This is a genomic window from Streptomyces oryzae (genome assembly GCF_017676365.1).
Taxonomy (GTDB): Bacteria; Actinomycetota; Actinomycetes; order Streptomycetales; family Streptomycetaceae; genus Streptomyces; species Streptomyces oryzae.
The window spans coordinates 1-5,900 of sequence record NZ_JADKMA010000293.1 but is presented as its reverse complement, the minus strand read 5'-3'; the positions used below and the strand labels follow the sequence as shown (position 1 = coordinate 5,900).

At 69.1% G+C, this 5,900-nt stretch carries 5 protein-coding genes; all 5 read right to left on the bottom strand.

Features of this window, described 5'->3' with window-relative positions; genetic code table 11:
* Positions 1–43: 43 nt before the first annotated feature.
* Entirely contained in the window at positions 44–1,468 is a 1,425-nt protein-coding gene (locus ITI46_RS32675; RefSeq protein ID WP_209243573.1) for an NAD(P)/FAD-dependent oxidoreductase, read from the bottom strand.
* 96 nt (positions 1,469–1,564) lie between these two features.
* Entirely contained in the window at positions 1,565–2,416 is an 852-nt protein-coding gene (locus tag ITI46_RS32670; RefSeq protein WP_209243572.1) for an ABC transporter permease, read from the bottom strand.
* Complete coding sequence (locus tag ITI46_RS32665) at positions 2,416–3,387, bottom strand: ABC transporter permease (RefSeq protein WP_209243571.1); 972 nt, start codon at positions 3,385–3,387, stop codon at positions 2,416–2,418. Before ITI46_RS32665 ends, ITI46_RS32670 begins: the two co-directional genes overlap by 1 nt.
* Entirely contained in the window at positions 3,384–4,532 is a 1,149-nt protein-coding gene (locus ITI46_RS32660) for an ABC transporter ATP-binding protein (protein ID WP_209243570.1), read from the bottom strand. The genes ITI46_RS32665 and ITI46_RS32660 overlap by 4 nt, the downstream gene beginning before the upstream one ends.
* A gap of 74 nt (positions 4,533–4,606) precedes the next feature.
* The gene (locus tag ITI46_RS32655) at positions 4,607–5,845 is read right to left on the bottom strand and encodes a polyamine ABC transporter substrate-binding protein (protein WP_209243569.1); all 1,239 of its coding nucleotides are present in this window, start codon (positions 5,843–5,845) and stop codon (positions 4,607–4,609) included.
* Positions 5,846–5,900: the final 55 nt, after the last annotated feature.

The window sequence follows — 5,900 nt, the reverse complement described above, 5'->3', positions numbered from 1 at the left end:
ACTGACCCCCCACCCCGCCCCGCACCCGGCGAATGACGAGCACTCAGCTGTCGAACCCAACCCCCACCTTGTCCATCGCCTTCAGCCACAGGTTGCGCCGTCCCCCGTGGGCGTCGGAGCGGGCCAGCGACCATTGGGTGAGGCCGATTCCGGCCCACCGCACCGGCTCAGGGGGGAACGGGAGCGGCTTCTTGCGCACCATCTCCAGGGCCGTGCGCTCCGTCCGTTCGCTCGCGAGGAGGTCCAGCATGACCTCGGCGCCGAAGCGGGCGGCGCCGACGCCGAGCCCGGTGAAGCCGGCCGCGTAGCTGACGCGACCGTCCATGGCGGTGCCGAAGAAGGGGGAGAAGCGCGAGCAGGTGTCGATGACGCCGCCCCAGGTGTGGCTGAAGCGGAGCCCCTCCAGTTGCGGGAAGCAGCGGAAGAAGTGCCGGGCGAGCTTGGCGAAGGTCTCGGGACGCTGGTGGTAGTCGCGGGAGATGCGGCTGCCGTAGTGGTAGAGGACGTCGTAACCGCCCCACAGGATGCGGTTGTCGGCGGTGATGCGGAAGTAGTGGAAGTGGTTTGCGCTGTCGCTCAGCCCCTGGCGGTTCTGCCAGCCGATCGCGGCCCGCTGCTCCTCGCTGAGCGGCTCGGTCATCAGCGCGTAGTCGTAGACGGGGACGATGTAGGGCCGCACCCGGCGCAGCAGGGAGGGGAAGGCGTTGGTGCCGAGCGCGATGTGCCGTGCGCGTACCCGGCCGTACGGGGTGGCGACGGCGACCTCGGCGTCGCGGGCGGCCAGCCGGGTGGCCGGGGTGTGCTCGTGGATGCGGACGCCCGCCTGTTCGCAGGCGCGCTTGAGGCCCCAGGCGAGCCGGGCGGGGTTGACCATGGCCACCCCCGTGCGGTCCCAGAGCCCGGCGAGGAAGGTCGGGGAGTCGGCCTCGGCGCGCACGGCGTCGCGGTCCAGCAGGGTCAGTCCCTCGCCCACACCGAGGTCGTGCGCCGCCTGCACCCACTCCTCCAGCTCGGCCACGTGGTGCGGCTCGGTGGCGACGGCGATCTCGCCGGTACGTTCGAAGTCGCAGTCGATGGCGTAGCGGGTGACGGCTTCTTCGATGGCGTCCAGGTTCCGCCGGCCCAGCCGCTCCAGCTCTGCGAGTTCGTCCGGCCAGCGGGCGAGGCCGTTGCCGAGACCGTGGGTCAGCGAGGCGGCGCAGAAGCCACCGTTGCGCCCCGAGGCGGCCCAGCCCACCTCCTCGCCCTCGACGAGCACCACATCGCGCCCGGGGTCGCGCTCCTTGGCGAGCAGCGCGGTCCACAGCCCGCTGTAGCCGCCTCCGACGACCAGCAGGTCGCACTGCTCTTCGCCGACGAGTGCCGGACGGGCGGCCGGGCGGCGGCCGGGATCGTCCAGCCAGAAGGGGGTGGGCCTGGCCTCGGCGAGGGACCGGAGGGCAGCTTGGGTGGCCACAGCATCACCCATGGTTATCGGCTCCTTGGTGAACTTACGAGGTTGAACGCGCGAGTGAGCGAGCGACCGAGTGAATGGCGGCGGTGGCCCGCGGAGGGCCGCCCGCGCTCAGGACTTCTTGCGGCGGTTGGCCGCGAGCTGTCCGCCCAGCACGATGGCGAGCGCCAGCACGAACATCGCCGAGCCGATCACATTGACCTGCACCGGAACCCCGCGCTGTGCCGCGCCCCAGACGAACATGGGGAAGGTCACGGTCGAAGGGCCAGCGTTGAACTGGGTGATGATGAAGTCGTCGAACGACAGGGCGAAGCTGAGCATGGCGCCGGCGGCTATGCCGGGCGCCGCGAGCGGCAGTGTCACCCGCCAGAACGTCTGGAAGGGCCCGGCGTACAGATCGCGTGCGGCCTCTTCCAGGCGGGGGTCCATGGACATCACCCGTGCTTTGACGGCGACCACGACAAAGCTCAGACAGAACATGACGTGCGCGATCAGGATGGTCACGAACCCGAACTGGACGCGGGTGTTGAGGAAGAGCGTGCCCAGCGAGGCGCCCATCACCACCTCGGGCATGGCCATCGGCAGGAAGATCAGCGCATTGGTGGTGCTCTTGCCCCGGAAGCGGTAGCGGGCCAGCGCGAAGGCGGCGAACGTACCGAACGCCGTGGCGATCAGCGTGGCCAGCACCGCGATCTGCAGGCTGAGCCCCAGTGAGCCGCACATGTCGGCGACGCCGCACGGGTCGGTCCAGGCGTCGGTGGAGAAGGTGCGCCAGGCGTAGTTGAAGCGCCCGGCGGGTTTGTTGAAGGAGAACAGCAGGACGACCAGATTGGGCACCAGCAGATACGCCAGGGCAGCGCACCCGACCAGTACGACGGCGTTTCTGCGCAGCCAGCGCACCGGAGAGGCCGGGCCGCGAGCACCGGAGCCGGAACGGGCGGAGGCGTGGACGGTGGTGGACATCAGACCAGCTCCTCCGTTCCCGCCTTGCGCATATAGACACTGACCATGATCAGGATGAGTGCCATCAGGATGAAGGACATTGCCGCCGCCGTCGGGTAGTCGAGGACGTTGAGGAACTGCTTCTGGATGGCGTTGCCGACCATCTGCTCGTTGGGCGAGCCGAGCAGCTGCGCGTTGATGTAGTCGCCGGACGCCGGGATGAAGGTGAGCAGCGTGCCGGCCACCACTCCGGGCAGCGACAGCGGGAAGGTCACCTTCCGGAACGTCGTCGCGGGCTTGGCGTACAGGTCCCGGGCGGCTTCCAGCAGCGAGGTGTCGATCCGTTCCAGGGAGCTGTAGAGCGGCAGGATCATGAACGGCAGGAAGTTGTACGTCAGTCCGCAGACCACCGCCAGCGGGGTGGCCAGAACGCGCTCGCCGCCGGTCAGCCCCAGCCAGCTGGTCACATCGAGGATGTGCAGGGAGCTGAGGACACTGACGACCGGTCCGCCGTCGGAGAGGATCGTCTTCCAGGCCAGGGTGCGGATGAGGAAGCTGGTGAAGAACGGGGCTATCACCAGCACCAGCAGGAGGTTGCGCCACCGGCCGGCACGTACGGCGATCATGTAGGCGAGCGGATAGCCGATCAGCAGGCACAGCGCCGTAGCGACGGCCGCGTATCCGAACGAGCGGACGAAGTGCGTACCGTAGGTGCCCAGCGCGTCGGTGTAGTTGGAGAACTGCCAGGTGACGCGGAAGCCCTCCTCCAGCGAGCCGCTCTGCACCGAGGTGGACGCCTGGTAGAAGAGCGGCGCGACGAAGAAGACGGCGAGCCAGAGCCCGGCGGGCAGCAGCAGCCAGTACGGGGTCAGCCCGCGGCGGGCCCGGCCGCCACCGGAGTCGGTGACGGCGGCGTCGGGATCCTGCTCCCCGCCGGGGGCGGCGCCGGACGGTGCGGGTCCCGAGGACGAGAGCGGGGCCACGGCTGTCATACGGCCTCCTCCCCGGCCGCCGCGTCCTGGGCCGCGTCCAGCGCGAAGGTGTGCGCGGGCTGCCAGTGCAGTACGACGTGCGCCCCGGGCGTGAGCCTGCTGTCCCGCGAGACGTTCTGCTCGTAGACGGTCAGCTGGGTGCCGGCCGGCGACTCGACGACGTACTGCCAGGAGACCCCCAGGTAGCTGGCGTCCGTGATCCGCCCGGTGAGCCGGTTGTGGTCCTCGGGGACGCCGCGCGGGACGGAGTCCGCGTCGTCGGTATGGGCGAGGGAGATCTTCTCCGGACGCACGCCGACCAGCACCTTCGTGCCCGCGCCCACTCCGTCGACGGCGCAGCGGGCGGCCGGCAGCCGCAGGGTGGCGTCGGCGCCCACGACCTGCACCCGCAGCTGCTCCGGGCCGGCGGTGCCCGGGGAGAGCACTTCGGCCTCGATCAGGTTGGAGGTGCCGAGGAAGTTGGCCACGAACGTCGAGCGGGGGTTCTCGTACAGCTCGGCGGGCGGTCCCAGCTGTTCGACCCGGCCGCCGTACATCACCGCGACACTGTCGGCCATCGTCATGGCCTCCTCCTGGTCGTGGGTGACGTGGACGAAGGTGATGCCGACCTCGGTCTGAATGCGCTTGAGCTCCAGCTGCATCTGGCGGCGCAGCTTGAGGTCGAGGGCGCCCAGGGGCTCGTCGAGGAGGAGCACCTGAGGGCGGTTGATCAGCGCGCGGGCGAGGGCGACGCGCTGCTGCTGTCCGCCGGAGAGCTGGCGTGGCTTGCGGCGGGCCATGTCGCCCAGCTGCACCAGGTCGAGCATTTCCGCGACCTGCTTGCTCACCGATTTCACTCCGCGGCGGCGCAGCCCGAAGGCGATGTTCTCGGTGACGTCCAGGTGCGGGAAGAGCGCGTAGTTCTGGAAGACGGTGTTGACGGGGCGCTTGTGAGGCGGCAGGCGGGTGATGTCGTCCTCGCCCAGCAGGATGCTGCCGGATGTCGGTTCCTCCAGCCCCGCGATCATGCGCAGGGTGGTGGTCTTGCCGCAGCCGGAGGCGCCCAGCAGGGCGAAGAACGAGCCCTCGGGGACGGTGAGGTCGAGCGGGTGGACGGCGGTGAAGTCGCCGAAGGTCTTGGCTATACCGGAAAGAGTGATGGTCATGGCCGGTCCTCGGGGGAGGCGGGGCTGGTCCCGCAGTTGCGGGAGCGAGCCCGGAGGGCAGGGACGCGGGCGGCTCAGGCCCCGATGAGCTTGGAGAACTTCTCCTCGTACCGTGCTTCTTCCTTGGCGCTCATCGGCCGGAAGTTCTTGCCCTTGGCGATCATCCGCTCGTCGGGGAAGATCAGCGGAGCCTCGGCCAGCTCCTTGTCGATCTTCTCCATCTCGGCCTTGGCGCCGGAGACGGGGCAGATGTAGTTGACCCACGCGGCCAGCTCGGCGGCTTCCTTGGGCTGGTAGTAGTAGTCGATCAGCGCCTCGGCGTTGCTGCGGTGCCGCGCCTTGGCGGGGACGAGCAGATCGTCCGTGCCGAAGAGGTAGCCGCGGTCCGGGACGGCGAATTCGACATCCGGGTTGTCGAGCTGCAGCTGCACCACATCTCCGGCCCAGGCCAGACAGGCGGCGATGTCGCCGGAGTTGAGCTCGTCCATGTAGTCGTTGCCGCTGAAGCGGCGCAGCTGTTTGCGGTCGACGGCCTTCTGGATGCGCGCGATGGCCGCGTTGAAGTCGTCCTCCGTGAAGTGCTCGGAGTCGACGCCCATGTCGAGCATGGTCAGCCCGATGGTGTCGGTCATCTCCGTCAGCATGGATATCCGGCCCTTGAGGGACTCGTCCTCCAGCAGCTGTGTGACGCTGGTGACCTTCTTCCCCTTGGTGGCCTTCTTGTTGTACGCGACGATGCAGGCCGTGCCCGCCCACGGGTAGCTGTACTGCCGCCCGGGGTCGTGCGCCGCGGCGCGGAAGCGGTCCTCCAGATTGGTGACCGCGTGCGGCAGGTTGGCCGGGTCCAGGCGCTGGGCCCAGCCCTGCCGGATGACGCGACCCGCCATCCAGTCGGAGAGGCACACCAGGTCGCGCCCGGTGTCCTGGCCAGCTGCGAGCTGTGGCTTGATCTTGCCGTAGAACTCGTTGTTGTCGTTGATGTCCTCGACGTACTTGACCTTGATGCCGCTCTCGCGTTCGAAGCGGTCAAGCGTGGGGCGCTTCTTCTTGTTCTTCTCGTCGACGTCGATGTAGAGCGGCCAGTTGGCGAAGTTGAGGACTTTCTCCTTGCGGGAGTAGTCGGGGGTGTCCTCGGGGGCTTCGCCCTTGCTGCCTGCCGCGGGCGGGATGCCGCAGGCGGCAAGTGCGGAGCCGGCCGCGGCGAGAGAGGCGGCTCGCAGCAGCCTGCGCCGGGACATCGCGGCGCGGCCACTGGTCAGACCGCGTTCCCACGCCTTGGCGACGGGCTCCGGCAGTCCTTCGTACAGGTCCATGGGGACCGCCTTCCTGGAAGGAGAACGGGGAAGGGGGTGAGGGGATGTGCTCGGG

Bases quoted from the DNA above. Each gene is read 5' to 3' on its own strand.
- ITI46_RS32660 (WP_209243570.1), bottom strand. From the start codon at position 4,532: ATGACCATCACTCTTTCCGGTATAGCCAAGACCTTCGGCGACTTCACC.
- ITI46_RS32665 (WP_209243571.1), bottom strand. From the start codon at position 3,387: ATGACAGCCGTGGCCCCGCTCTCGTCCTCGGGACCCGCACCGTCCGGC.
- ITI46_RS32655 (WP_209243569.1), bottom strand. From the start codon at position 5,845: ATGGACCTGTACGAAGGACTGCCGGAGCCCGTCGCCAAGGCGTGGGAA.
- ITI46_RS32675 (WP_209243573.1), bottom strand. From the start codon at position 1,468: ATGGGTGATGCTGTGGCCACCCAAGCTGCCCTCCGGTCCCTCGCCGAG.
- ITI46_RS32670 (WP_209243572.1), bottom strand. From the start codon at position 2,416: ATGTCCACCACCGTCCACGCCTCCGCCCGTTCCGGCTCCGGTGCTCGC.